A 23,483-nucleotide genomic window follows, 5' to 3' on the forward strand; every position below is an offset into this window, starting at 1 on the left:
GTGGCGGCCGGGCACCGGGGTGGATCGCCCTGGTACGGCCGGACTCGCCTGCACTCGACCACCGGGCCATGACCTGTCCGAACCCGTACCCGATGACCGGTACGGGGTGTGGGAGTTCGGCAAAAGTCGCGGCGAGGCGGATGAGGCTGCATGCTCGTTATCCGGCTCCGGTAGCGTGATCTGGCATCTATCCGCCGATTCGGTTTGGAGCTTTCCCCGAAAATGACTGAACAGACACCCAGTGTCGCCGGTGCCTCCTACGCCGCAGCGGGCGTGGACATCGAGGCCGGCGACCGCGCCGTCGAGTTGTTCGGACCATTGGCGAAGAAGGCCAGCCGTCCCGAGGTCCAGGGTGGCCTCGGTGGATTCGCCGGACTGTTCGCGCTGAAGGGTGGCTATCGCGAGCCACTGCTTGCCGCCTCCACTGACGGCGTCGGTACCAAGATCGCGGTCGCGCAGGCGATGGACAAGCACGACACCCTTGGGCTCGACCTGGTCGCTATGGTCGTCGACGATCTGGTCGTCTGCGGTGCCGAGCCGCTGTTCCTCCAGGATTACATCGCGGTCGGCAAGGTTGTGCCAGAGCGGGTCGCGGAGCTGGTCTCCGGCATCGCGGAGGGCTGCGTCCAAGCGGGCTGCGCGTTGCTGGGCGGCGAGACCGCCGAACACCCCGGCCTGATGGATCCCGACGACTACGACCTGTCCGCGACGGGTGTCGGCGTGGTCGAGGCCGATATGGTGCTCGGCCCGGACCGGGTCCGCCCCGGCGATGTCGTGATCGCCATGGGCGCCTCCGGCCTACACTCCAACGGCTACAGCCTGGCCCGCAAGGTGTTGCTCGATATCAGCCGGATGTCGCTGACCGGGCACGTGGAGGAGTTCAGCCGCACACTCGGCGAGGAACTGCTCGAGCCGACCCGGATCTATGCCAAAGATTGCCTCGCCCTGATCGCCGAGACCGATGTGCGCACCTTCGCCCACGTCACCGGCGGCGGGCTGGCCGCCAACCTGGCCAGGGTGTTGCCCGTCGGTTTGGTCGCCGAACTCGATCGTGGCACCTGGAATCCCGCGCCGGTCTTCAAGATGATCGCCCAGCGTGGCCGGGTCGAGCGCGTCGAGATGGAGAAGACCTTCAATATGGGCGTCGGCATGGTCGCCGTCGTCGCGCCGGAGGACGTGGACCGTGCACTGGCCGTGTTGACCGCCCGGCATATCGAATGCTGGACGCTGGGCACCGTCAAGAAGGGCAAGGACACCGACGCGCTGCGGGCGATCCTGGTCGGCGAGCACCCGAGGTTCTGACAGCCGAGTCCTACACAGACCGTTCCAACAACAGAGTCCCGCATCGGCCGATACGGGACTCTATTGCTGCTAGCTATGTGGTTGCGCCCTGGCGACACGAGGTCACTGGACGCATGAAAGCGGGGGAGGCGACCGCCTCCCCCTTTTGTACGTTGACATGTGTCAGCGGCGCCAGTCGTCGTACTTGTCGTCGCTGTCCCAAGAGGATCGCGACTCGTCGACGTCATGCTCGTCGGAGATCACATCACTGCGCTGCGCGGCGGGAGCACTGCTGCCCGCCAATTCGCGCTGAAGGCTCGTGAAGTCGGTCGACGGAGAGCTGTACTTCAGCTCGCGTGCGACCTTGGTCTGCTTTGCCTTAGCCCGGCCACGGCCCATGGCTGACCCCCTCGCGTCACTGCGGGGCGGCCTGGGGTGGTTTGGCGGCCCCGTTCGAATTGATATCTTCCTGACAGACACTTTAGCGTGTGTCCGGCGGTCTCGCTTCCAGGAGTGGGCGAAGTACCAATCAACCGACACCGTTTGCCCGTGTGTCGCCGTCCGGGCGGACGCTCACAGCACCCCGGGAATGGCCCGGATCACACCGACTCGGGCGCCGCCGCCGAGTACCGCGGGGGCCGCCAACTCGGTGTGCGCATCGGTCCATTCGATGCCCATTCGGTGCAGAATGGCCAGCGTCAGGGGGATTCGTGCCCGATCGTGGCCGTCATCGATCTTGTAGGCGAACGCCATTCCGTCCGGCAGCGCGCCCGCGTGCACGCCGTCGGCGCCGATCTTGCAGACCAAACCGGGGGTCGCCCGCATAGTCAATAAATCCGGTGCGTTCGTGCCGGAAATCACTCGCGGATGGGCGCGGATGGCGTCGGCTACCCGCCGTTCGGGGGCGCTCGGCGCGGCCGTCGCCATGGTCGCGAACGCGTGCGCCAGGTTCACCAGCGAAACCGGGATGATCGGCAGCCCGCAGCCGTCGATGCCGAGATCGGACTCCGGCTCACCGGTGAGTTCGGTGATGGTGGCGACCACCGATTTTTGCAAGGGATGCGACGCGTCCAGGTAGCCCTCGGTGGGCCAGCCATTGATCGCGCAGGTTGCCAACATTGCCGCGTGCTTGCCTGAGCAGTTCATATAGACCCGGCGCGGCCCGGCCGGATCGGCGAGCGCGTCGAGCCTGGCACGTTCGTCCGAGGGCAGGTCGGGCGGACATTCGAGCGCGTCCTCGTCGAAGCCGAACCGGTCGAGCAAGCGCCGCACCAATGCGACATGGTCTGGCTCGCCGTAATGCGAAGCCGTGGCGATGGCCAGCTCCGCGTCGTCGATTGGTTCGAAACCGTTGCGCAGCAGTGTGATCGCCTGCATCGGCTTATTGGTGGAGCGCGGAAAGATCGGTAGATGCACCTCGCCGAGTGTGAGGCTGGGTGCCCCGTCGGGGGCGATGATCACCGCGGAGCCGCGATGCACGCATTCGCGGAAGCCGGAACGGACCACCTCGACGAGCTCAACGCTCACGATCGCACCTCGCTGATATCCGGCGCGATCGTGGCCGCGCGCATCGCTTGCTTACTCATCGAGTGGCACCCTTCGCGGAGTCACCGGTGTGCTGTTGTCGGGCGCGCTCGGCGTTCGCATGGCGGCGCGCGTGCCGTTCGACCTGCATCCGCACGCCCGCCGATACCGACGGCTCGTCTCTAAGCAGCAGTTCGAGCCGGTCCTGGTCGTTACCGGTGAACAGATCACGGACGGTGACACCGTGCTCCGGGACGTATTCGACCCGCACCTCGTCACCCGCTCCGATGCTGCCCTCGGTCAGTACCCGCAGGTAGGCGCCGGTATCGCTCTGAAGTGTGAAGCGCTTGACCCACTGCGCCTCGCCGGACCAGTGCTGGAAGGTCGCACACGGCACCCGCGGCGCACTCACCTCGAACACCGCGTCACCGATCGCCCAGCGTGCGCCGATCACGGCATCACTGACCGCGAGGCCCGCGATCCGCAGATTCTCGCCGAACCATCCGGCGGGGAGTTCGCGGCCGAGCTCACCGGCCCAACGTTCGGCATCGGCCTGGGCGTAGGCATAAACGGCCTGGTGGGTGCCGCCGTGGTTCGTGGTGTCGCACACGTGATCACCCTCGAGCCCGAGCGTTCGCACCGCCACTCGACCAGGCTGGGGACGCTTGTCGATCGCGGTCCGCCCGATCTGGCCTTGCACATCGAGTTCGGCGTGAACAACGCATACCGCGAGCACTGCGCTGATCGGCGTCGCGTGTTCGCGAGTGGCCGCGCGGTCGAGTCCTGCGGCTTCGTCGCCTTGCTCGGGCCACTCGGCCTCGAGCTGACTACCGACGTCGCTGGTAGGACTGGCTGCGCTAGGGGTCGGTGCGGTGTGGCCGGGATTACTGTGTGTCACAGAGGCTCCGATCGGCTGCTCTGAGGTGGGCCGCTCAGCGTCCGCGCAGGCGGTCGACCGCGAGCCTGCCTGCCTGGGGCGCGTCGTCGGCGGGCACTGAATCGGGGTCGATGGCGGCGGCGGTCGGTCCGGCGATCAACGCGGTATCGGCCGGGATGGTGCGTTTGATCAATGCCAGGGCGATCGGGCCGAATTCGTAGTGGTCGATGACGGTGCCGAGCCTGCCGACCGCGCGTCCACCCGCGGTGACGTTCTCGCCCGGCGTCGGGCGTGCGTCGGCGGAGCCATCGAGGTGCAGCAGCACCAGATGGCGCGGTGGTTTCCCGAGATTGTGCACGCGGGCAACGGTTTCCTGCCCGCGGTAGCAGCCCTTGTCGAGGTGGACCGCACCGTGTTCGGCGATCCCGCCGATCCAGTGCGCCTCGTGCGGAATCGTCCGCTCGTCGGTGTCCAACCCGACGCGGGGGCGCCGCGCCGCGACGCGCAACGCCTCGAAGGCCCACATGCCCGCGGGCTGGGCGCCCGCGGTGGTCAGCCGGGTCCACAGGACGTCGAGCTGTTCGCGCGGGATCACGAGATCAAAGGAGTCATCGGTCGGCCACGGCATCCGGCGCAGGAAACCGCCGCCGGGCAGCGGCACCGCCTGGTAGATGCCGGGTAGCGGACCGGTGATGCCCAATGCCTCGGTCAGTTCGCTCACCTGCGGGCCGAGCAGGCTCAATACCGCGTGATCGGCCGCCGCCTCGGGCTTGGCATCGGCCCAGAAGACCATCTTCCGCAGGAATTCCAGCAGCGTGGGCCCACGGTCGGCCTCGGTGTCGATCCACAGGGTGCCGTCGATATCGGTGAGCACGAAATGGTGCAGTACCCGGCCATTGAGATCGAGGTCGAGGTCTTCGGCCGACTGCCGGTCGCCAAGGTTTGCGATGTGCTGGCTGCTGATGGTGTGCAACCAGCTGAGTCGCTCGGCGCCGGTGACAGTCAATACGAACCGGTGCGACCGATCGACGATCGCTACCCGTTGTGTGGCCGCGCGTTGTTCAGCGAATGGATCACCGTAATGCCAGGCGACGGCGGCATCCGGCGAACCGGGTGCTCCAGCGACGGCATCCGGAACAGCGAGGATGGGACTGGGTACTACGACCACCGACACGGCCTCCACTCTAGGCGGGTGGTCGCGTGTGTGCTGAAGTCGGGCCATGAAGAGAGATCGATCGCCAACATCGCCGTGATGTAGGCGCGTCAGACCAACACCGCCTACTCTTCCTCGCATGGTAGATCGAGTTCTGGTAACACTCGACGGCGCGGTCCAGGACGCGGACGCGCCGTTGTTATTTGCCGACGATATCGGCGTGCTGCGCGGCGACGGTGTCTTCGAGACAGTCTTGGTGCGCAACGGCGATCCTTGCGCAATCGAATTTCACCTCGGCAGGCTGCGTCGTTCCGCCGAGGCGTTGGACTTGCCCGAGCCCGAGTTGGGGCGGTGGCGTGCAGCCATCGAGCAGGCGGCGAAGGAATGGGGGGCCGATCGCGAGGGCCTGATGCGCCTGGTGTTCACCCGGGGGCGTGACACCGAACTGTCCGGCGCGAAGTCGTCGGTCACCTCCGGAGATCTCGCCGCGGCGGTTCCGGTGCCGACGGCCTACGTGCTGGTGCTGCCGGTTCCGGAGCGGGTAAAGCGGGCCAGGACGGATGGTGTCGCGGTGGTGACACTTTCGCGCGGCATCTCGGTCGATCTGGCACAGGCCGCGCCGTGGCAGTTGCTCGGTGCGAAGACGCTGTCCTACGCCACCAATATGGCGGCGCTACGGTTCGCCCACCGCATGGGCGCCGATGACGTGATCTTCACCAGCACCGAGAACCGCGTACTGGAGGGTCCGCGTTCGACCGTGGTGATCGCACGGGACAAGAAGCTCATCACCCCGCCCGCGAAGAACGGCATCCTGCCCGGCGTCACCCAGCGAGCGCTGTTCGTCGAGGCCGAAAAGGCCGGTTGGCAGTGCGAATACAAGTCGCTGTTCACCGCCGATCTGCTCACCTGTGACAGCGTTTGGTTGCTGTCGAGTGTCACGCTCGCCGCGCGGGTGAATTCGCTTGACGGACTGCGGATGATGGCGCCGGACAACGCGGAGGAGATCATCGAGCTCGTGGAACGGGCAGTGGCGCGGTCCGGGGCCATCGGCGATTGGTGATTCGACCGGCTGAAGATCGGAGAGGATGACGCTCAGGAACCTATAGGCGTGTCGTGGCCTGAGACACGTTGACCAGCACAGCCTGCGGCGTAGTGTGTACTACGACATGTCGTAGATCGGCTGGAGGTCGAATGAGCGTCCTTGACATCTCGCGCTGGCAGTTCGGCATCACAACCGTCTATCACTTCATTTTCGTCCCGCTGACGATCGGTCTCGCGCCGCTCGTCGCCGGCATGCAGACCGCGTGGGTGATCACCGGCAAGGAGCATTGGTATCGGCTGACGAAGTTCTTCGGGAAGCTGTTCCTGATCAACTTCGCGCTCGGTGTCGCCACCGGCATCGTCCAGGAATTCCAATTCGGAATGAACTGGAGCGAATACTCGCGATTCGTCGGCGATGTATTCGGCGCACCGCTCGCGCTGGAGGCGCTCGTCGCGTTCTTCCTGGAATCGACCTTCCTCGGTCTGTGGATCTTCGGCTGGACGCGGCTGCCCAAAAAACTGCACCTGGCCACCATTTGGATCGTCGCGATCGGCGTGAACGTCTCCGCGTACTTCATCGTCGCGGCCAATTCCTTCATGCAGCATCCCGTCGGCGCCAGATACAACCCGGAGCGCGGGCGCGCCGAGCTCACCAGCATTTGGGAAGTACTGACGAACAACACGACGCTCGCGGCCTTTCCACACGTCGTCGCGGGTGCCTTTCTCACCGCGGGCACCTTTGTAGCCGGCATCTCCGGTTGGTGGATGGTGCGCAACGCGCGCAGCGGAGATGAGACGAAACTTGCCGAGGCGCGCGGTATGTGGCGCTCGGCGGGGCGCGCGGGCATGTGGGTGATTGTGGTGGCCGGTGTCGCCATCTTCTTCACCGGTGACATTCAGGGCAAGCTCATGTTCGAGCAGCAGCCGATGAAGATGGCCTCGGCGGAATCCTTGTGTCACACCGCAACCGACCCCGACTTCTCCATCTTGACCGTCGGCACCCACAACAACTGCGACAGTGTGACGCACGTGCTCGAGGTGCCCTATGTGCTGCCGTATCTGGCCGAGGGCGAATTCAGCAACGTGACCCTGGACGGCGTTGTCGATTTGCAGCAGGCATACAACCAGAAGTTCGGGCCCGGTGACTACCGGCCCAACCTGTTCGTCACCTACTGGTCCTTCCGCGCCATGGTCGGCCTGTCCGCGGGCGCGATCGGACTGTGGTTGGTCGGCATGTGGATAACCAGGCGCGGTCGAATCACCGACAAGCGCTGGTACTCGTGGCTGTGCCTGATCGCCATCCCGACGCCGTTCCTCGCCAATAGCGCGGGGTGGGTGTTCACCGAAATGGGCAGGCAGCCTTGGGTTGTCGCGCCGAACCCGACCGGTGATCCACAGCTACGGCTGATGGTGCAGCAGGGTGTCTCCGACCATGTGGCAGGCACGGTGATCACGTCGCTTGTGGTGTTCACCCTGCTCTACGGCGCGCTCGCGGTGGTGTGGTTCTACCTCATGCGCCGGTATGTCATCGCTGGACCGGAGGAGCCGACCCTCGGCCCGCCCGGTGCCGGACCCGGCGACAGCGGTGGTCCGGCCGGTCGGCATCGCGCCGAAGAACCTGCCGTCGAACAGCTTTCGTTCGCCTACTAGGAGTCGACGATGAGTTTGCAAGAGTTCTGGTTCATTCTGATCGGCGTACTGTTCACCGGCTACTTCGTGCTGGAGGGATTCGACTTCGGTGTCGGTATGCTGATGCCGATCCTCGGCAAGGGCAGCGACGCTCGCAGGCGGGTGGTGCTCAACACCATCGGCCCGGTGTGGGACGGCAACGAGGTGTGGCTGCTGACCGCGGCCGGCGCGATGTTCGCGGCCTTTCCCGAGTGGTATGCCAGCCTGTTCTCCGGGTTCTATCTCGCGCTGCTGCTGGTGCTCGTCGCGCTGATCGTGCGAGTCTGTGCCATCGAATACCGGAGCAAGATCAACGATCCGCGCTGGCGTTCCTGGTGTGATGTCGCGATCGGAATTGGTTCCTGGATACCGGCTTTAGCGTGGGGCTGGGTGTTCGCGAATGTGGTTCGTGGCGTCCCGCTGGACGAGAAGAAGCAGATCGTGGGTTCGGTATGGGATCTGCTCGGGCCTTACGCCCTGCTCGGCGGACTGACGACCGGGTTGCTGTTCGCATTGCACGGCGCGGTCTTCCTGGTACTGAAGACCGGCGGCGAGGTGCGTGACGATGCGGTGCGGACCGTTCGGATTCTGCTCGCGCCGACGATGGTTGTGGCCGGCACCTTCGCGGTGTGGACGCAACTGGCCTACGGCACCGGCTGGACGTGGATCCCATTGGCGCTGGCGATAGTCGGACTCGTTACCGCGACAGCGGCCTCCTTCGCCCACCGGGACGGCTGGGCCTTCACCGGAACCGCGCTCACCATCGCGGCGGCGACGGTACTGCTGTTCGGATCGCTGTACCCGAATGTCTTGCCCTCCACCATCAGTGACCTCTTCGACCTCACCATCGACAAGGCGTCCTCGACGCCGTACACGCTGAAGGTGATGAGTTGGGCGGCGATGATCGTCACCCCGGTCGTGTTGGGCTACCAGGGCTGGACGTACTGGGTGTTCCGCAAGCGGATCACAGTCGAGCAGATTCCAGCGCACATCGGGCTGCCGCTGCAATCGGCCGTGCCGGTGGACGCGAGCAAGGACTGATCCATGGCTCGCCCGCCCATCGATCCGCGCCTATGGCGCCACGCTCGTTCGGCACGCCGCTACCTGGTGTCGAGTGTGGCGCTGTCGCTGGTGATTACGGTCTGCATCGTGATCACCGCGGTTGTGCTGGCGCGGGTACTGGCTGGGGTGGTCACCGATCCCGGCCGCGGCACCCTCGGCGCGTGGGCTACCGAACTCGTCGTGCTGGCCTGCGTTGTCGGCTGCCGGGTACTGGCCACCTGGGTGCAATCACGGTTGGCGCACCGAGCGGGTGCGACCGTGGTGACCGAGCTCGAAAGCGCGGTCCTGGCAGCAGGTGCGAAGCTCCCGCCCCGCGAACTCGAAACTCGCCGAACCGAACTCGCCGTCGTCGTCAGCACCGGCCTGAGCGGATTACGCGGCTACCTGGTCGGCTACCTGCCTGCGCTGCTGCTCGCCGTACTGGTGCCCCCGGTCGTACTGGTGGTGATAGCCGTCCACGATCCGATATCCGGCGTCATAGCGGTCGTCACGCTTCCGCTGATCCCGGTTTTCATGATCCTTATCGGCCTGCTCACCCAGGGCCGCGCCGAAGCGACTCTCGCCGCGACCACCCGGCTGTCCGACCAGCTACTCGACCTGTTCGCCGGTATGCCGACGTTGCGTGCGCTGGGCAGGGAATCGGGCGACACTGAAAGCCGAAGGCCGGGTAGCCGGGGCGAACCAGCTCGTTCGATGGAACACCGAGTGCGCGAGTTGGGAGACGCGTTGCGGCAGCGCACCATGCGTGCGTTGCGGATCGCATTCCTGTCCTCGATGGTGTTGGAAATGCTTGCGACACTGAGTGTCGCGCTGATCGCGGTCTCCATCGGGCTGCGGTTGGTATTCGGTGGGATGAGTCTCTACGCCGGCTTGGTAGCGTTGATACTGGCGCCGGAGGTGTACCTGCCGCTGCGCATGGTCGGTGAGCGGTTCCACGCGGCACAGGACGGAATGGCGGCCGCCGACAAAGCTTTCGCCGTCCTCGATTCGGAACCCGCGGGCTCCGAGGATGCCTCGCTGGATTCGAGGTCGAATACCGGGGATAGTCGCGGCGACACCAGAATTGGAGATTTCGCGGGTGCCATCGAGATAGCCGATCTCGCGGTGCGTGCCAGAGACGGGTTCGCGCCTGCCGGATTGTCGGCGATGCTGCGCCCGAATACGGTAACGGTGCTGACCGGCCCCAACGGGAGCGGGAAATCGACCGCGCTGCAAGCGATCCTGGGGTTGACCGCGCCGGAGGCGGGATCGGTTCGAGTCGATGGAACCGATGTTCGTGATCTGGATGAGGATCGCTGGTGGTCGCGGGTGGCCTGGCTACCGCAGCGTCCCGTTCTGGTGCCCGGAACGCTGCGCGAAAATCTCGAGCTGCTCGGGGCCCGCACGCCCGGCGGGTCGGCCAAGGGAGCCGCGCGAGTTGCCGATGAGCTCGAAGCCGCCTGCATCGCAACCGGATTCGACACTGTCCTCGCCGAACTGCCGCACGGCTGGGACACCGTGGTCGGCGTCGGTGGCGTCGGCCTCTCGCTGGGGCAGCGCCAACGCCTGGCACTGACCAGAGTGCTCGCCGCCGACCGCCCCGTCCTACTGCTCGACGAACCGACCGCCCACCTGGATTCCGACAGCGAAGCCACCGTCCTGCGCGCCCTGAAACAACGCGCACGTGCCGGCGCCACCGTCATCATCGTCGGCCACCGGCCTTCGGTCCTCGCCACCGCAGACCAACTCGTTCCCGTCCACGCCGCCGAACTGATGGAGGCGCAGCGACGATGAGCCCGACTCGTGAACGGGAAAGCAGGTGGTAGCGAACGTGTTCGGTGACATTCGGCGGATGTGGCGACTGCTCGGTTTGTCGCCGTGGCGTATCACGGTGGCGATCGGTTGGGGCACGCTGGCGTTGGGCAGTGGGCTCGGGTTGGCCGCGTTGGCGGCCTGGCTGATCGCGCGGGCCTGGGAGATGCCGCCGGTGCTGGATTTGAGCGTAGCCGTCGTATCGGTGCGGGCGCTGGGTATTTCGCGCGGCCTGTGCCGTTATCTGGAACGCCTTGCTACGCATGATGTCGCGTTGCGCGCGATGACGACGGCCCGCACGACCGTCTACCGGACGCTCGCTCGATCCGACATCTGGATGCGACGGCCCGCACGCGGCATCGGTTCGCGGGTCGAGACGGCACGGACCGTTCGTGGCGTGAGTGTCGGCCATGCGACTCCCAACTCGGCCGCCGGGAAGTTCGGCGACTCCGCTCGCGGTGCTGATAGCCGTCCCGGCGACGCCGCACAGCTGCGCCGTGGCGATCTGCTGGTTCGAATCGGCGGTGACATCGACGATCTCGGTGCGGTGGTGGTGCGCGTGCTCGTGCCGATCGCGGTGGCGATCATCCTGTCGGCTGCGGCGATCGGTCTGCTGGCCAGTATCTCGGTTGCGGCGGCGGTGATTCTGGCTGCCGCGCTGGCGGTTTCGGGAATCCTCGCGCCATGGTTGTCGGCGCGGGCGGCGCGCGACGCCGAAACGGCGGTGCGCGCCGATCGCGCCGAGTTCACCGCGCAGGCGGTCACGGTTCTGGATCATGCGGCCGAATTACGGGTCGCGGGCCGCCTGGACGCGGCGCTCGCGGCCGCGGACAGCGCGGCGCGACGCGCGGTGGCTGCGGAGGATTCGGCGGCCGCACGCAACGCGTGGGCGGCCGCAGCGACACCGTTGTCGATCGGTGCCAGCGTGCTCGGCGCGCTGCTCATCGGGATCACCATCTACGGCCCCAATGGCGGCGGTCCCGGCGCGATGACACCGATGGCGCTGACCATCCTTGTGCTGCTACCGCTCTCGGCCTTCGAAGCGGTCGGGACCCTGCCGGCCGCGGCCCAGGCACTGACCACGGCCCGCGCCGCCCTGCATCGTCTGCCCCGCGTGCAGCAGCGGCAGAACGCGCATCACGATGCCCCGGCGACGCACGACCCGACCGAAGTGGCCGTAGCGAACGGCCGACTCGACCGATCGCACGCCCCGAGGGCCGTTCTCGTCGCCGCGCACGATGACTTCGGGCGGGTACGCCGGCCAACCGGCTACCCCGATGACGACACGACCGTTCGAAATCGGTTCGGCGCTTTGCGAAGCCCATTGCCGGACAACCTCCCGGACCGCCCCGAAGGCCGGCGGATCGCCGTTGTCGGCCCGAGCGGCGCGGGTAAGACCACGTTGCTCATGCACTGGGCGGGACTCTTCGATACCCCAAAGGCGGGCGTCACATTCTTCGCCGAAGACGCGCATCTCTTCGGCACCTCTGTGCTGGAGAACCTCCGCGTTGCCCGTGGCGACCTGACCGAGCGGGAGGCCGAACTCACCTTGCGCACAGTGGGTCTCGGTGACTGGCTCGACTCGCTGCCGGACGGCGTCGACACTGACCTGATCGGCGGCGCGGCGGCCGTCTCCGGCGGCCAGCGCCGCCGCATCCTGCTCGCTCGCGCCCTCATCTCGCCGGCGCGGGTTTTGCTGTTGGACGAGCCGACCGAACATCTCGACGACGCCGCGGGCGCCCAGCTGCTGCGTGACCTCCTCGACGTCGACAGTGGCCTGGTCGAACCGAACCGAACTGTGGTGCTTGTCACACATCGGTTACCGCCCGAGCATCATGCCGACACGATCGTGCGGGTGTCGGCATCAGGCCAGGTCACAACCGATTTCCCAACGCCGGACCGAGTCGGTTCGCCCCGCCGGGAAATTCCGTTGCCGTTGCGCTGACACCTCGCTAAATTCATTCGTACACAAGGAAGGAGGTGGTTCGAGAAATGTATTTTTCCAGGACACGTGAGGTGGCTGCGCGCTAGCGCCACCGCTGCTGGAGGATTCCCGCGCGAGCGCTAGCGAATCCAACGCAGTCACCCGGCCCCCGAGCCCCCGGTCCAGTCCGACCGGGCCTTGTGTGAGTTGCATCCACAAGGAAGGCTCGGGGGCCGTTTCTGTATCCGCTTGCGAATTGTCGAAGAAGTGGGTTAGCGATGCGCGTATATCTGGAATCAAGCCATCGGACCTTGATAAAGCAAAGCGTACGGCAGACGGTATAAATCATCGGTCCGAAAATCAGACTGACGATCGAAAGCCTCCGCCTAGAAACACCTTACGAGAAGATCTGGAGAAGTCTCCCTCGAGAACCGCAGGTAATATTGCATAAGGCAACGGCCCTCCCGATGGAGGCATCGTCAAGCGTGGTCCGGATGGGAGCATTGCGAATCACTGGGATGCTGGTCAGAAAGGGTGAAGAGGCAGGGCTATGTGCGGTCTTGGAGGTTTTGGGGCATCGGTCAGAGGACCCTGACTCCGACTACATCGCCTACCGGCTCAGGGAGTTGCAGATTTTCGACCAGGTTCCGATATTGCAGAATGCGAGACTGCTCCGGGACCTGTCGTCGGAGAATGTCCGCGACGGTTTGGGTCAATTGGAAGAGCTGTTCGGCAGGGAGGTGTAGTCCCGGGTGGGTGTGGCCGTACTTTGCCGATTCGGATCGGCTATGGAATGGGTGTTGCGTGCGGAGGTCGGGTAGGGCTGACTACACTCATCGTGTCCGTTCTATGAGGGGGTTGCTGGTGGCATCGGAGGGTCTCACTGCGACGGTTGGGCTGCGCATCGGGGCGATTCGGCGGATGTTTTATGTGTGTGGGGAAGATGTCGACCGGTCGGAGGGGCCGATCGAGTTGACGTTCGATGACGGTTCGGTGCTGTTGCTGGATGCGGGTAGTGACGGCGAAGAACTGCGTGTTGGTTCGGTGGCGTGGCACGACCCGTTCGCGGGAGTGACGGAACCCGAATACATCGAGTATGTCGCGGAATCCGGTAAGTACACGGCGTTCGATGTCGGCTCGGAGCACCCGTATTCGCAGCTGGTCGGCGGCCTGGTCATGTCCATCACCGAGTCGCGATTGCGTGATGATCGACTGCGTGGCGCTGTGCTCGAGGTGAGCGGCTCGAGGCTTGCGGTCGAAACGGTCGCCGATGAACTACTGGTCAGCTGGGACCATCGTCCGGCGTGTTGAAGCGCGGCGCCGCTACGCCGTGGCTCGCCATTTGGAATTGGCCCGCGAATCACGCTCGTGCTCAACAGATCTGGTTGACCACGGCCAGTAGAACGGGAAACGCCCCGTCCTCGTGTAGAGCGAGGTGGGGCGTTGGTTCGGTTGGGCTGGAACGGGATTCGAATCAGCCGATGTAGCGCTGGAGACGGGCCGACAGGCGGGGTTCGAGTGGGCCGTCGGCGACCACCCGTTCCTCGACGTAGGCGAGATCGCCGCCCTCGACGATGCCGTAGAGCCGCTTGGCGCCACCAACCACGATGCCGGATTGGCTGCGGATCACCACGTCGGTGGCAAGTTCCCAGGACGACTGGGTGAGCGCGGTGCCGTAGAAGAGTTCGACGATACCGGTGCTGTGGGTGAGCAGCAGTTCGATGACCTCGTCGTCGCCGTCGGCCCCGACTCGCCAGAATCCGTTCTCGCGCAGGTCGGGCCCACCGTAGCTGCCATCGGATTCGATGACCCAGGAACGGGACTCCCAGGACAGATAGTCGCCGCCATCATGCGAGACGATGATCTGCTGGCCGAACCGGTAGTCGCCGCGCTCCGGCGAGTTGCCCTCGCCCTCACCGCGCCACACCCCGATCATCGGCAGCAGCGCCAGCATCGAGGAACTCAGGTCCGGACCGAGCCGTAGGTTCGCGGTGTCTTCCGGCAGCGGCAAATCCGGCAGCACCGGAATATTGCGGGCACTGGTCGATTTAGCCCGCTTGGCCGCATCGGCCACGGCTTTATCGCCACTGCGGCGAGCGGCCGGAGCGGCGCCGTTCATGTTGTCACTCGCTCGCTCGGCCGGATCGGAACCTTCGCTCGCGAGTTCGCTCACGCCTGCGCCTCGGCCTGCGCCTCGCTGGCGCTCAGCTCCGGCGCGATCGAACGATGTTCGACTGTGCCCATTGTTCGCTCGCTCCGCTCGCTCATGACTCGGTGAACAGCCGGTAGAAGACGTACAGGCCGAACCAGCCGATCAGCACGGACACGGCTACCAGCAGAATCTCGAAGATGAGGACCACATTTGAAGTCTAACGACTGACGCGCCGCTCAGCACAACGGCCCCGGTGCTCCCCGTGAATTCGCGGGAGGCGCCGGGGCCGTTTGCGGCTTACGGTCGCTGGTTACTTCGCGACGGTGACCTCGACGGGGTGGATGCCCGCGCCGTCGGGACGGATCTCCGTCGAGCCGTTGCCGGCCGAGGAGAGCACCCGTACCGTCCACGCGCCCGGTGCGGCGAAGAAACGGAAGTCACCGGTGCCCGAGGCGACAACCTCAGCGGTGAAATCGCCATTGCCGTCGAGCAGACGCACGAACGCGCCGCCGACGGGCTGGCGGTCGGCACTCAGGACGCGGCCGGTGATGACCGTTTCCTTCTCCACGTCGACTCCGGCCGGAATGGCCTGACCCTGGGTAGGTGCTGCGCACATGTGATTAGGCTCCCAACTCGATAGGTGCACCGACGAGGGAGCCGTACTCGACCCAGCTCCCGTCGTAGTTCTTGACATTCTGGTGGCCGAGCAGCTCCCGCAGCACGAACCAGGTGTGCGAGGAACGCTCGCCGATGCGGCAGTAGGCGATGCTGTCCTTGGACCCGTTCAGGCCGGCCCCGGCGTAGATCTCGGTCAGCTCGCCGTCGGACTTGAAGGTGCCATCCTCGTTCGCGGCCTTGCTCCACGGCACGTTGATCGCGCCGGGGACGTGGCCCGGACGCTGGCTCTGCTCCTGCGGCAGGTGGGCGGGAGCCAGGATCTTGCCCGAGAACTCATCGGGCGAACGCACGTCGACCAGGTTCTTGACGCCGATGGCGGCGATGACCTCGTCGCGGAAAGCGCGGATGGTCAGGTCGGGTGCGACCGCCTTGTACTGGGTGGCCGGACGGCTTACGGAGTCGCTCGACAGCGGGCGGCCGTCGAGCTCCCACTTCTTGCGGCCACCGTCGAGCAGCTTGACGTTGTTGTGGCCGTAGAGCTTGAAGTACCAGTACCCGTATGCGGCGAACCAGTTGTTGTTGCCGCCATACAGCACAACCTCGTCGTCGTTCGCGATACCGCGCGCGGAGAGCAGGTCGGAGAACTGCTCCTGGTTCACGAAGTCGCGACGAACCTGATCCTGCAGGTCCTTCTTCCAGTCGAGCCGGACGGCACCCTCGATGTGACCGCCGTCGTAGGCGGAGGTGTCCTCGTCTACCTCGACGAAGACGACGCCGGGGGCGTTGAGGTTCTCTTCGGCCCAGTCAACGGAGACCAGGACATCGGAGCGAGCCATGTTGTTCCTTTCAAAGATGACTTGCAGGGTCAGTTCGATGCCGGGGACCCAGCGGGGTGAGCGTCAGGCCCGGAGGCGGCAGCTTGCGTGACCATGGAGGGCCCACGAACACCGCGATTAGATCCGGTCCGGCGAAACCGGGCTACCAGGGGATAGATCTGGCAACCCAGGCAGATCCCGAACGCCGCGTTCAGGAACGCCGCGAACAGGGCGAAGCCGGCGAACACCGCGCCGACGACGGTGGAGCCGGCCAGGAAACCCAGCAGGCTGACGGCACTGAAGACCAGGCCGAGTAATTGGGCGAACCGCAGCGGTGCCACGGGTTCGGTTTCGGTCGGCGGGCCGACGCGCGGTGCGACGAGCATGGCGTAGATCCGACCGTAGGGGCTGCGCCGTGGACCGGTGGCGGCGCCGATCGCGAAGACCACCGCTTGAATGGCGATCAGCACGGTGGCGGCCGCGGTGGAGACAGCGGCAAGGATCAGCACGACGACGAGGACAGCGCTGGTGATCCACGCGGCGAAGCGAGGTCCGCGGACGTCCACGTAGTTGGACGCGGTGGCTCGTCCGAAGGCAGTGCTACTGGTTTCGGGTGGCATTGTGTGTACTCCTGCGCTGAATGGCTCTATCGGCTGGAAAATTGCCAGTTCGCCGGGGGATCAACATGATCACTCGCACGGCGGACATTAGGTCGGCGTCAGGAAATCTGGAACGACCGACCGGTCAGCGGCACAGGCAGCAACAACCACCGAGGCGACACAGATCAACTGTGCGGCGTCGGGTGAGCATCAGCTCATGGTTGGAATACACGAGAGGCAGTTTACCCGGTTTGGCCGGGGAATTGGACCTCGGGTTCGTCGCACTGGCTATAAGGCCTCGTGAATCGAGGTTTTTACACCGTCAGTGGTTCCACTGCGGTACGCAGATCGGTGGACTTGGGGACGCCGGAAATCCGGAATCGCTCCCTGCCCTCGATGTCGAAGACGAACGTGGTCGGCAGCGAGAGCACGTTCAACTCTTTGGCCAGCGCGGGCTCGGCATCGATATCGACCTCGATGTCCAGCGGCGGGTTCGGCGAATCCGCCAGTTCGACGGCCACCCCGGAAACAACTCGCCGCACCGCGGCGCACGGGCCGCACCAGTCCGCCGAGAAATGCAGGACGGCGGGACCCGAACCGGTCATGCCCGCGGCAGCGAGTAGATCGGCTCGCGCGGACTCGGTCGGTTCGGTGACAGTGGCGGCGCGCAGCTTTCCGTCCCGGCGGCGCAGCAGTGAGCCGACCGCGAGCGCGGCGAGCACGATCAGCACCAGGATTGTGATTTCGATCATGGTCGCTACAATCGGTCGAGGTCGATGGTCACGTTCTCGCCCTTCCCTTCAACCACGATCTGCCCGCCCTGCGCGTAGACCTTGGTGGGTCGCAGGCCGAACGGCAGTTCCTTGGTATCGATTGTCCGCGTGAATTGGGCGAGCACCGCGGGGCGGTCGGCTTCCGGGACGAATACGGTCGGGGTGGTTTCGGTCCCGGTGCCGAGGTAGAAACCCGTCGCGACGATTCGGACCTGGTCGCCATCGACCAACAGATCCGCCTGCACGCTCACCTTGTCACCGCCGAGCGGCGCACCGGCCACCGTGGACGCGACCGGCGTCCCTGGCAGGGTGCCGGTGAGAACCAGCAGGCCGGCGGTCGTCATCCCGGATCCGCCCGAGCCACCCGAACCGTCGGACTTATCGGCGGGACGCGAATGCACTTGCAGGTCGGGGACATTGAAGAGTCTGCCCAGTTCGGTGGGCTCGAGGCGCATCCGTCCCTCGACGCGTTCCACCGGAACCCGCCGCACACTGCCGTCCACCAGATCATGCAGCGGCAGGTGCACCCCGGTCAGTGCCGCTTCGGTGGATACCTCACCGGGGATGTCCGGACGCATGACGCGTGCGCGGATATCGACACTCTGGAAACGGCCGTCGACGGCCTGGCCGAAGAAGGGGAAGCCGTGGATGGTGACCTCGGGATCGGCGATGAGATCGGCGCCGACCCGCAGTGCGCGCGAAACCCGATACTCGGAATAGGCGGCGGCGCCGAAGTCGATAATCACCGCCAGACCCGCCAGGCACAGCAGTCCGATGATCAGCTTGCGCATGCTAGCCAGCCTCTCCGCGTCTTGTGCCGGTCATGGGCGCCGCGAACGCTGCATCGCGGGCCGGCGGTCGAGTATGTGGCCGGATTCTGGGCGTACCCGGTGAACTACCCATGTGCGCACGATATCGGGTGTCGCGTTGCGGGCTGATTCGTGTCTACCAGAGTGGCATGGACACCCGGAACGCATGGTCATCGGCGTTGACGCGCTAATGTTGCACTCGACTACCTGTGATTAGCGACGTGGCTTCGGTGGTGAAGCTGTTGCCGTCGGCGCTACGAGATAGGAGGAGGGGCTTGTGGAGCTGCTCCTGTTGACCTCCGACTCCAACCCAGAGTCGGTATTGCCTTCGCTCGCACTGCTAGCGCATAACGTGCGTCCGGCACCGACCGAGGTAGCGTCCCTGCTCGAAGCGGGCACCGCGGATGTAGCACTTGTCGACGCGCGCACCGATCTGGCCGCCGCGCGCGGTCTGTGCCGACTGCTCGGTAGCACCGGTTCGTCGGTGCCCGTTGTCGCCGTACTCACCGAGGGGGGCCTGGTGGCAGTGAACGCCGATTGGGGCGTCGACGACATACTGCTGCCCGGCACCGGTCCGGCCGAGCTCGACGCCAGGTTGCGGCTGCTGGTCGGACGCAACGGCGGGGTGGCCAGCCCGGAGAGCAGCGGCAAGATTACCCTCGGCGAATTGGTGATCGATGAGGGCACCTATACCGCGCGTTTGCGCGGTCGCCCGCTCGATCTCACCTATAAGGAATTCGAGCTGCTCAAGTACCTCGCGCAGCACGCGGGCCGGGTGTTCACCCGGGCGCAGCTGTTGCAGGAGGTGTGGGGATACGACTTCTTCGGTGGCACCCGCACGGTCGACGTGCACGTGCGCCGGCTGCGCGCCAAGCTCGGCAGTGAATACGAATCGCTGATCGGTACCGTGCGCAATGTCGGATATAAGGCGGTGCGCCCGTCGCGGTCGTCGGCCAAAGGCGAGCCGGTCCCGGTCCTCGAGAGCGACACCGAGGGCACCGATGATGCTCCGCTCGAACCTGTTAACGGGTCCTTGCCGTGAGCTGAGCCGTGCCCGGTGGCCGAACCGCTGTGGCAGCGGCCGCAATCGGGCCGGAATGCCCAGAGTCGCTGTGGCGTTCGCCGCAATGACACCGAAGCCGCAACCGTGGGAGGTCCGCGTCCGATGACCGAGGCGACAGAGCACTGGATAGAGCAAGTCGATGCGAACACGGCGCGAACGGTGCGCGCGTTGCTCGAACGTGCCACCGCCGCCGACGACGTCGCGCCGGTTTCCGAGCAGGCCGTGCTCTCGTTGACCAGCGCCGGTGCGGCCCGCCATCTGCTCGTGCGCGATGACGATGCGGTCGCCGGGTACGCGAATCTTGTTCCCGCGCACGGTGAACATCCCGCGATGGCCGAGGTCGCGGTCGATCCGGCGGCCAGGGGCCATGGCATCGGCACGCGACTGGTGGCTGCCGCGCTCGCCGAGGGGGGCGCCGGAACCCGGGTGTGGGCGCATGGAAATCGACCGCCCGCGCAGGCTGTCGCGGCACGTCTCGACCTGGTGACAGCGCGCGAGTTGTGGCAGATGCGTCGCGCTCTGGCAACACCCGAGCTACCGGAACTGTCCGTCCCGGCCGGGATCGTGCTGCGCACCTATTCGGGTCCGGATGACGACGCGGAGTTGTTGCGGGTCAATAGCGCGGCTTTCGCCTGGCATCCGGAACAGGGCGCCTGGACCGAGCGCGATATCGCGGCCCGCCGCGACGAGCCGTGGTTCGATCCGCAGGGCCTGTACTTCGCGGCCGATGCCGCCGATCCCGGCCACCTACTCGGATTCCACTGGACCAAGGTGCATTACGACGAGGATCCGATGGTCGGTGAGGTCTATGTGGTCGGTATCGACCCGGCGGCGCAGGGGCGCGGGCTCGGTCGGTTGCTCACCCTCGCCGGACTGCGTTACCTGCGTGAACGCGAGCTTGCCGAGGTTTTGCTCTACACCGAGGCCGACAACACCGCGGCAGTTCACACTTACACCCGGCTCGGCTTTGCCGCTGCGCACATCGATGTCGCTTACGCGCCGCGAGACTGAATAGCCGGGGCCATCTCAGGGTTAGCTGAGTAGCACTGGGGCAAATGTCACATATGCCGGGCTTATTCGCGCCGGGCTGTTCACTCCCCGTTCACCCAGCTCGGTCCAACTGTCAACCGTGCGACTCTACGTTACTTACGGGCGGCACAGTTGCCGCCTGGTGCGCAGGTTCCCCGCGAACGGCACCACGAAACCCGCCCGGGCCGGTGAGGGACCGGGCGTGTCGAACGCGATTCCCGGAGGAATAGTGAACTTCAAGCGCAGCAGCGCCCTCGTCGGCGTGCTAGCCGTCGGCACCATGACTCTCGCCGCATGTGGCAGTGACGACAACTCCTCGACCATCGGTGCGACCGGCGCGAGCGTCGATGTCGCCTGTGGTGGCAAGCAGGCCCTCAAGGCCAGCGGTTCGTCGGCGCAGAAGAACGCCATGGAGCGCTTCATCGCCGCCTACGAGGCGAACTGTAGTGGCGACACCCTGAACTACACTTCCAGCGGTTCGGGTGCGGGTGTCAACGAATTCATCGGTGGTCAAACCGATTTCGCTGGCTCCGACTCGCCGCTGAGCGCCTCGAAGCAGGAGCCGGCCAAGGCTCAGGAGCGCTGCGGCGCCCCGGCGTGGAACCTGCCGACCGTCTTCGGCCCGATCGCCGTGACCTACAACATCGACGGCGTCACCGACCTCGTCCTCGACGGCCCGACCGCCGCCAAGGTCTTCAACGGCACCATCACCACCTGGGACGCCCCGGAGATCAAGGCGCTGAACCCGAACGCCAAGCTGCCCTCGGACAAGATCTCGGTGATCTTCCGCAGCGACGAGTCGGGCACCACCGACAACTTTCAGCTCTACCTCGACGGCGCCTCCGACGGTGCCTGGGGCAAGGGCGCGGGCAAGGTCTTCGCAGGCGGTGTCGGCGAGGGCGCCAAGGGCAACGAGGGCACCTCGGCCGCTATCAAGAGCACCAAGAACTCGATCACCTATAACGAGTGGTCCTTCGCCAAGTCGCAGGACCTGTCGATCGCCCAGATCATCACCTCGGCGGGCAAGGACCCGGTCCAGCTGAACGCCACCTCCGCCGGCAAGGCCATCGACGGCGTGAAGATCAAGGGCGAGGGTAACGACCTGGTGCTCGACACCTCCTCGTTCTACAAGCCGACCACCGCGGGCGCCTACCCGATCATGCTGGCCACCTACGAGGTCGTGTGCTCGAAGTACAGCGACGCCGACACCGCCAAGGCCGTCAAGGCGTTCCTGACCTCGGCGACCAGCAACGGCCAGCAGGGTCTCGACGAAGCCGGTTACGTCCCGATTCCGGAGCAGTTCAAGACTAAGCTGACCGCCGCGATCAACGCCATCTCCTGATCGCACTGCCATGACCGTGCACCCTGAGGTGACCGCCGCGGGCTCGTCGGACTCGACGGGCCCGTCGGCGGCTGGAGATACTTTCCTTATGCCGAGTGAACCGAGCACCGAACCTGCCAAGAAGGTTCGTCCTGGCCACAACAACCGGGCCGAGACCATCTTCCGGTCGCTTGCGACCGCGGCCGGTGCGACTATCGTCGCCGCCATCGCGCTGATCGCAGCGTTCCTGCTGATTCGCGCGGTCCCCTCGGTCATGGCGAACGAGGCGAACTTCATCACCAGTACCGAATTCAACACCAGCAATGCCGACCACCTTCGGTTCGGCATCCGCGACCTTTTCATGGTGACGGTGCTGAGTTCGATTCTCGCGCTGGTGATCGCGGTGCCGATCGGTGTCGGTATCGCGCTGTTCCTGACCCACTACTCGCCGAAGGCGATGGCGCGTCCGTTCGCGATGCTCGTCGACCTGCTCGCCGCGGTGCCGTCGATCGTTTTCGGCCTGTGGGGTTTCCTGGTGCTCGCACCGAAATTGGAGCCGGCGGAGAAGTTCCTGAACACCAAGCTCGGCTGGTTGTTCCTGTTCTCCGATGGCAATGTGTCGATCTCCGGTGGCGGCACGATCTTCACCGCGGGCGTCGTGCTCGCGGTGATGATCCTGCCGATCATCACCTCGGTCTCGCGTGAGGTATTCAACCTCACGCCCGCCGCGCACATCGAGGCCGCCCACGCGCTCGGCGCCACGAAGTGGGAGATGGTGCGGATGACGGTGCTGCCCTTCGGGCGCAGCGGTGTGATCGCCGGGTCCATGCTCGGCCTCGGTCGCGCACTCGGTGAGACGATCGCGGTGCTGGTCGTGCTGCGGACCTCGGCGCAGGCGGGCGGCTGGTCGCTGTTCGACGGCGGCTACACCTTCGCATCCAAGATCGCCTCCGCCGCTTCGGAATTCAGCTCGCCGCTGCCGACCGGCGCCTATATCGCGGCTGGTTTCGTGCTGTTCGCGCTGACCTTCATCGTCAACGCGCTGGCACGGCTTGCGGCCGGCGGAAGGGTGAACGGCTGATGACCACCACGCTGGACAAGCCCATCAAGGCTCCGACCTTTCGGCATGTGAGTACCGGCCGCCGGATCCGCAACAACATCGCCACTGGCACGGTGTGGGTGTGCTTCGCGATCGCGCTGATCCCACTGGTATGGGTGCTGATCATGGTGGTCAGCAAGGGCTTCGACTCGATCGCCTCACTGGACTGGTGGCAGAAGTCGCAGAAGGGCATCCTGCCGGACCAGACCGGCGGCGGTGTGTATCACGCGATCTACGGCACCATCGTGCAGACGGCCATCGCCGCGATCATCGCGGTACCGCTGGGCATCATGGCCGCCATCTACCTGGTCGAATACGGTCGCGGCTTGCTGGCCAAGACCACGACATTCATGGTGGACATCCTCGCGGGTGTGCCGTCCATCGTCGCGGCCCTGTTCATCTTCACGCTATGGATCGCCACCCTCGGCTTCCCACAGAGTTCCTTCGCGGTGTCGCTGGCGTTGGTGTTGTTGATGCTGCCCGTGGTGGTTCGCAGCTGCGAGGAAATGCTGAAACTGGTTCCGGACGAACTGCGTGAGGCGTCGTACGCGCTCGGCATCCCGAAATGGAAGACGATCGTGCGTATCGTCGTGCCGACGGCGGCGCCCGGCATGGTCAGCGGCATCCTGCTTTCGCTGGCGCGAGTGATGGGCGAGACCGCGCCGGTGCTGGTGCTGGTCGGCTACAGCAAGTCGATCAACACCAACCTCTTCGACGGCAATATGGCCTCGCTGCCGTTGCTGATCTACCAAGAGCTGGCAAACCCGGAAGCGGCGGGCCGGGAACGGGTTTGGGGCGCGGCGCTGACGCTGATCCTGCTGATCGCGCTGCTGTACGCAGTGGCGGCGGTCGTCAACAAACTGCTCACGCGGAATCGATAAGAG

General features: G+C 65.6%; 22 protein-coding genes and 1 pseudogene. 13 read left to right on the forward strand and 10 right to left on the reverse strand.

All coding sequences use genetic code 11. From position 1 onward, the window contains the following. Positions 1-222 precede the first annotated feature (222 nt). Positions 223-1,302, forward strand: a complete 1,080-nt coding sequence (gene purM, locus LKE06_RS09900; protein ID WP_227998300.1) for a phosphoribosylformylglycinamidine cyclo-ligase — start codon at positions 223-225, stop codon at positions 1,300-1,302. Between the two features lie 162 nt (positions 1,303-1,464). On the opposite strand, the gene LKE06_RS09905 is transcribed toward purM, so the two are convergent. The 4 genes from LKE06_RS09905 to ygfZ all read right to left on the reverse strand — a co-directional run bounded on the left by LKE06_RS09905 (position 1,465) and on the right by ygfZ (position 4,904). After that, on the reverse strand, positions 1,465-1,680 hold the full coding sequence (locus LKE06_RS09905; protein WP_227998301.1) for a DUF3073 domain-containing protein: 216 nt from the start codon (positions 1,678-1,680) through the stop codon (positions 1,465-1,467). A gap of 174 nt (positions 1,681-1,854) precedes the next feature. Further along, positions 1,855-2,808 carry an asparaginase gene (locus tag LKE06_RS09910; RefSeq protein WP_227998302.1) on the reverse strand — a complete coding sequence of 318 codons (954 nt, stop codon included), beginning with the start codon at positions 2,806-2,808 and terminating at the stop codon, positions 1,855-1,857. Between the two features lie 55 nt (positions 2,809-2,863). Beyond that, positions 2,864-3,550: an MOSC domain-containing protein gene (locus LKE06_RS09915; protein WP_227999380.1), complete on the reverse strand. Its 687-nt coding sequence runs from the start codon at positions 3,548-3,550 to the stop codon at positions 2,864-2,866. Between the two features lie 187 nt (positions 3,551-3,737). Next, entirely contained in the window at positions 3,738-4,904 is a 1,167-nt protein-coding gene (gene ygfZ / locus LKE06_RS09920; RefSeq protein WP_227998303.1) for a CAF17-like 4Fe-4S cluster assembly/insertion protein YgfZ, read from the reverse strand. Positions 4,905-4,974: 70 nt separating this feature from the next. Here ygfZ and LKE06_RS09925 point away from each other — a divergent pair, with 70 nt between their 5' ends. From LKE06_RS09925 to LKE06_RS09955, 7 genes are all read left to right on the forward strand, one after another. Further along, entirely contained in the window at positions 4,975-5,895 is a 921-nt protein-coding gene (locus LKE06_RS09925) for an aminodeoxychorismate lyase (protein ID WP_227998304.1), read from the forward strand. 131 nt (positions 5,896-6,026) lie between these two features. Beyond that, positions 6,027-7,526, forward strand: a complete 1,500-nt coding sequence (locus LKE06_RS09930; protein WP_227998305.1) for a cytochrome ubiquinol oxidase subunit I — start codon at positions 6,027-6,029, stop codon at positions 7,524-7,526. A 9-nt stretch (positions 7,527-7,535) separates the two neighbouring features. Beyond that, on the forward strand, positions 7,536-8,585 hold the full coding sequence (gene cydB, locus LKE06_RS09935; protein WP_227998306.1) for a cytochrome d ubiquinol oxidase subunit II: 1,050 nt from the start codon (positions 7,536-7,538) through the stop codon (positions 8,583-8,585). A gap of 3 nt (positions 8,586-8,588) precedes the next feature. Next, positions 8,589-10,379 (forward strand): thiol reductant ABC exporter subunit CydD, encoded by a 1,791-nt coding sequence (gene cydD / locus LKE06_RS09940; protein WP_227998307.1) that lies wholly within the window; start codon positions 8,589-8,591, stop codon positions 10,377-10,379. A gap of 58 nt (positions 10,380-10,437) precedes the next feature. Next, a complete protein-coding gene (locus tag LKE06_RS09945; RefSeq protein ID WP_227999381.1) occupies positions 10,438-12,342 on the forward strand; it encodes an ATP-binding cassette domain-containing protein in 1,905 nt (634 codons plus the stop codon). 497 nt (positions 12,343-12,839) lie between these two features. After that, the gene (locus tag LKE06_RS09950; protein ID WP_227998308.1) at positions 12,840-13,067 is read left to right on the forward strand and encodes a hypothetical protein; all 228 of its coding nucleotides are present in this window, start codon (positions 12,840-12,842) and stop codon (positions 13,065-13,067) included. 118 nt (positions 13,068-13,185) lie between these two features. Beyond that, the gene (locus LKE06_RS09955) at positions 13,186-13,632 is read left to right on the forward strand and encodes a hypothetical protein (RefSeq protein WP_227998309.1); all 447 of its coding nucleotides are present in this window, start codon (positions 13,186-13,188) and stop codon (positions 13,630-13,632) included. A gap of 163 nt (positions 13,633-13,795) precedes the next feature. On the opposite strand, the gene LKE06_RS09960 is transcribed toward LKE06_RS09955, so the two are convergent. From LKE06_RS09960 to LKE06_RS09985, 6 genes and pseudogenes are all read right to left on the reverse strand, one after another. Continuing rightward, positions 13,796-14,494, reverse strand: a complete 699-nt coding sequence (locus LKE06_RS09960) for a heme-binding beta-barrel domain-containing protein (protein ID WP_227998310.1) — start codon at positions 14,492-14,494, stop codon at positions 13,796-13,798. Between the two features lie 289 nt (positions 14,495-14,783). Continuing rightward, positions 14,784-15,089, reverse strand: a complete 306-nt coding sequence (locus LKE06_RS09965) for a DUF1416 domain-containing protein (RefSeq protein WP_227998311.1) — start codon at positions 15,087-15,089, stop codon at positions 14,784-14,786. Positions 15,090-15,093: 4 nt separating this feature from the next. After that, complete coding sequence (locus LKE06_RS09970; protein WP_227998312.1) at positions 15,094-15,927, reverse strand: sulfurtransferase; 834 nt, start codon at positions 15,925-15,927, stop codon at positions 15,094-15,096. A gap of 131 nt (positions 15,928-16,058) precedes the next feature. Continuing rightward, positions 16,059-16,526: pseudogene (locus tag LKE06_RS09975) on the reverse strand (DUF4395 domain-containing protein); the annotation flags it as partial. A 293-nt stretch (positions 16,527-16,819) separates the two neighbouring features. Further along, positions 16,820-17,257: a thioredoxin family protein gene (locus LKE06_RS09980; protein WP_227998314.1), complete on the reverse strand. Its 438-nt coding sequence runs from the start codon at positions 17,255-17,257 to the stop codon at positions 16,820-16,822. 5 nt (positions 17,258-17,262) lie between these two features. Next, complete coding sequence (locus LKE06_RS09985) at positions 17,263-18,069, reverse strand: LmeA family phospholipid-binding protein (RefSeq protein WP_227998315.1); 807 nt, start codon at positions 18,067-18,069, stop codon at positions 17,263-17,265. 295 nt (positions 18,070-18,364) lie between these two features. On the opposite strand from LKE06_RS09985, the gene LKE06_RS09990 reads away from it, so the two are divergent. The 5 genes from LKE06_RS09990 to pstA all read left to right on the forward strand — a co-directional run bounded on the left by LKE06_RS09990 (position 18,365) and on the right by pstA (position 23,480). Then, positions 18,365-19,129 (forward strand): winged helix-turn-helix transcriptional regulator, encoded by a 765-nt coding sequence (locus tag LKE06_RS09990; protein ID WP_227998316.1) that lies wholly within the window; start codon positions 18,365-18,367, stop codon positions 19,127-19,129. A gap of 123 nt (positions 19,130-19,252) precedes the next feature. After that, positions 19,253-20,161, forward strand: a complete 909-nt coding sequence (gene mshD / locus LKE06_RS09995) for a mycothiol synthase (protein ID WP_227998317.1) — start codon at positions 19,253-19,255, stop codon at positions 20,159-20,161. 247 nt (positions 20,162-20,408) lie between these two features. Beyond that, positions 20,409-21,521, forward strand: a complete 1,113-nt coding sequence (pstS, locus tag LKE06_RS10000; protein ID WP_227999382.1) for a phosphate ABC transporter substrate-binding protein PstS — start codon at positions 20,409-20,411, stop codon at positions 21,519-21,521. An 88-nt stretch (positions 21,522-21,609) separates the two neighbouring features. Beyond that, positions 21,610-22,581, forward strand: coding sequence for a phosphate ABC transporter permease subunit PstC (gene pstC, locus LKE06_RS10005; RefSeq protein WP_227998318.1), 972 nt, complete (start codon positions 21,610-21,612; stop codon positions 22,579-22,581). Next, positions 22,581-23,480 (forward strand): phosphate ABC transporter permease PstA, encoded by a 900-nt coding sequence (gene pstA / locus LKE06_RS10010; protein ID WP_227998319.1) that lies wholly within the window; start codon positions 22,581-22,583, stop codon positions 23,478-23,480. Before pstC ends, pstA begins: the two co-directional genes overlap by 1 nt. Positions 23,481-23,483 lie beyond the last annotated feature (3 nt).

Origin of the sequence: Nocardia australiensis (assembly GCF_020733705.1) — a bacterium.
GTDB lineage: Bacteria > Actinomycetota > Actinomycetes > Mycobacteriales > Mycobacteriaceae > Nocardia > Nocardia australiensis.

What these genes read in the sequence shown, in the direction of transcription:
- LKE06_RS09970 (WP_227998312.1), bottom strand. Translation starts at nt 15,927, where the DNA reads ATGGCTCGCTCCGATGTCCTGGTCTCCGTTGACTGGGCCGAAGAGAAC.
- purM (WP_227998300.1), top strand. Translation starts at nt 223, where the DNA reads ATGACTGAACAGACACCCAGTGTCGCCGGTGCCTCCTACGCCGCAGCG.
- cydD (WP_227998307.1), top strand. Translation starts at nt 8,589, where the DNA reads ATGGCTCGCCCGCCCATCGATCCGCGCCTATGGCGCCACGCTCGTTCG.
- pstC (WP_227998318.1), top strand. Translation starts at nt 21,610, where the DNA reads ATGCCGAGTGAACCGAGCACCGAACCTGCCAAGAAGGTTCGTCCTGGC.
- mshD (WP_227998317.1), top strand. Translation starts at nt 19,253, where the DNA reads ATGACCGAGGCGACAGAGCACTGGATAGAGCAAGTCGATGCGAACACG.
- pstA (WP_227998319.1), top strand. Translation starts at nt 22,581, where the DNA reads ATGACCACCACGCTGGACAAGCCCATCAAGGCTCCGACCTTTCGGCAT.
- cydB (WP_227998306.1), top strand. Translation starts at nt 7,536, where the DNA reads ATGAGTTTGCAAGAGTTCTGGTTCATTCTGATCGGCGTACTGTTCACC.
- LKE06_RS09980 (WP_227998314.1), bottom strand. Translation starts at nt 17,257, where the DNA reads ATGATCGAAATCACAATCCTGGTGCTGATCGTGCTCGCCGCGCTCGCG.
- LKE06_RS09950 (WP_227998308.1), top strand. Translation starts at nt 12,840, where the DNA reads ATGCTGGTCAGAAAGGGTGAAGAGGCAGGGCTATGTGCGGTCTTGGAG.
- LKE06_RS09925 (WP_227998304.1), top strand. Translation starts at nt 4,975, where the DNA reads ATGGTAGATCGAGTTCTGGTAACACTCGACGGCGCGGTCCAGGACGCG.
- LKE06_RS09945 (WP_227999381.1), top strand. Translation starts at nt 10,438, where the DNA reads ATGTGGCGACTGCTCGGTTTGTCGCCGTGGCGTATCACGGTGGCGATC.
- LKE06_RS09965 (WP_227998311.1), bottom strand. Translation starts at nt 15,089, where the DNA reads ATGTGCGCAGCACCTACCCAGGGTCAGGCCATTCCGGCCGGAGTCGAC.
- ygfZ (WP_227998303.1), bottom strand. Translation starts at nt 4,904, where the DNA reads ATGGCCCGACTTCAGCACACACGCGACCACCCGCCTAGAGTGGAGGCC.
- LKE06_RS09930 (WP_227998305.1), top strand. Translation starts at nt 6,027, where the DNA reads ATGAGCGTCCTTGACATCTCGCGCTGGCAGTTCGGCATCACAACCGTC.
- LKE06_RS09905 (WP_227998301.1), bottom strand. Translation starts at nt 1,680, where the DNA reads ATGGGCCGTGGCCGGGCTAAGGCAAAGCAGACCAAGGTCGCACGCGAG.
- LKE06_RS09985 (WP_227998315.1), bottom strand. Translation starts at nt 18,069, where the DNA reads ATGCGCAAGCTGATCATCGGACTGCTGTGCCTGGCGGGTCTGGCGGTG.